The organism is Streptomyces beijiangensis, from assembly GCF_017315755.1.
Taxonomy (GTDB): domain Bacteria; phylum Actinomycetota; class Actinomycetes; order Streptomycetales; family Streptomycetaceae; genus Streptomyces; species Streptomyces beijiangensis.
Map to the genome: position 1 here is coordinate 1 of NZ_JAFLRJ010000679.1, position 363 is coordinate 363.

Sequence of the window (363 nt, forward strand, 5' to 3'; positions counted from 1 at the left end):
CGACGGAGGGTCCTGGACAGTTTCCTGGGCGGATCTTGCTCGGAGCTCGCTCGGACCTCGCTCGGAGTTGGGCTGCCGGGCTTCTCAGCAGCCGCTGAGGACGCTGTTGAGCGCCGTCTTCTCGGCAGAGTCGATCTTGAGCTTGTAGTAGTACTTCACCTGGACCCAGGCCCGGACGTAGGTGCAGCGGTAGGCGGTGCGCGAGGGGAGCCAGGTGGCGGGATCCTGGTCGCCCTTGGACTGGTTGACGTTGTCGGTCACGGCGATCAGCTGGGGGCGCGTGAGGTCGTTGGCGAAGGACTGGCGCTGGGCGGTCGTCCAGCTGTTCGCGCCGGAACGCCAGGCCTCGGCGAGCGGGACCAT

General features: G+C 67.2%; 1 protein-coding gene. It reads right to left on the reverse strand.

What is annotated here, in order from left to right:
• Positions 1-84: 84 nt before the first annotated feature.
• The coding region (locus J0695_RS38245) for a GmrSD restriction endonuclease domain-containing protein (protein WP_206969448.1) at positions 85-363 on the reverse strand (279 nt) is incomplete at its 5' end.